General features: G+C 63.4%; 1 pseudogene. It reads left to right on the top strand.

The annotated features are described in order from the left end of the window. Nucleotides 1–222 precede the first annotated feature (222 nt). Nucleotides 223–645, top strand: a pseudogene (locus J1C52_RS15045) (hypothetical protein); the annotation flags it as partial.

The raw sequence follows: 645 nt of genomic DNA, 5'->3' as shown, positions 1-645 counted from the left end.
GACCGTTTGTAAACGAATGCAAGGGGCGTTTCCCTCGTCGCGCTGAGTTCGGGAAGCCTTGTATCTATGGGCTGAAGCCCGCGAGAGGCGCTCCATCGCTCTCGAGAAGACAGGATCCTCGGGCGCTTCTATTGTAGAAACAAACGCAGTCCCTCAAACTTCATAGGCAAGCGCGCATAATAGCCGTATAATGCGCGCATGAACCGATCACGCCTGACATATATGGACGATGAGGGGGTGCCTCTTGACGACATGGAAGCGTCCGAGGACCGGGATGACGCTGATCTCTGGTTCCTGCCCGGGCCGATAGAGGACGAACCGGATTACCTGCCGCCCGGACCTCCGCCTGAGGCGAAGGAATCCGATGTTGTCGATGCCTGGCGCGCGGCCGAGGCCGGGCAGGCGGCGCAGCTCGCCCGTGTTGCTGCGCGCCTGGGGATCCTCGATGAACGCCTGCGCCGAGGCCCGGCTGGCTGGCGGCAGCGGCTTGCCCTGATCGAAGCCGCGGATCTCAGCTGGCTCACGCAAGACCGGATCGGCCTCGACCGGGTTTCGCTTTACATGGCGCTGCGGGTTTCGACCGTAACGGATGATGCGCAGGCGCTGTACCGGATCGGCTGGACCGTGCGGCGGCTGACCGGCGGA

The organism is Roseibaca sp. Y0-43 (assembly GCF_020667835.1).
Lineage (GTDB): Bacteria > Pseudomonadota > Alphaproteobacteria > Rhodobacterales > Rhodobacteraceae > Roseinatronobacter.
Note: the sequence above shows the minus strand (reverse complement) of the source record. Positions and strands in the feature narration are given on the sequence as shown.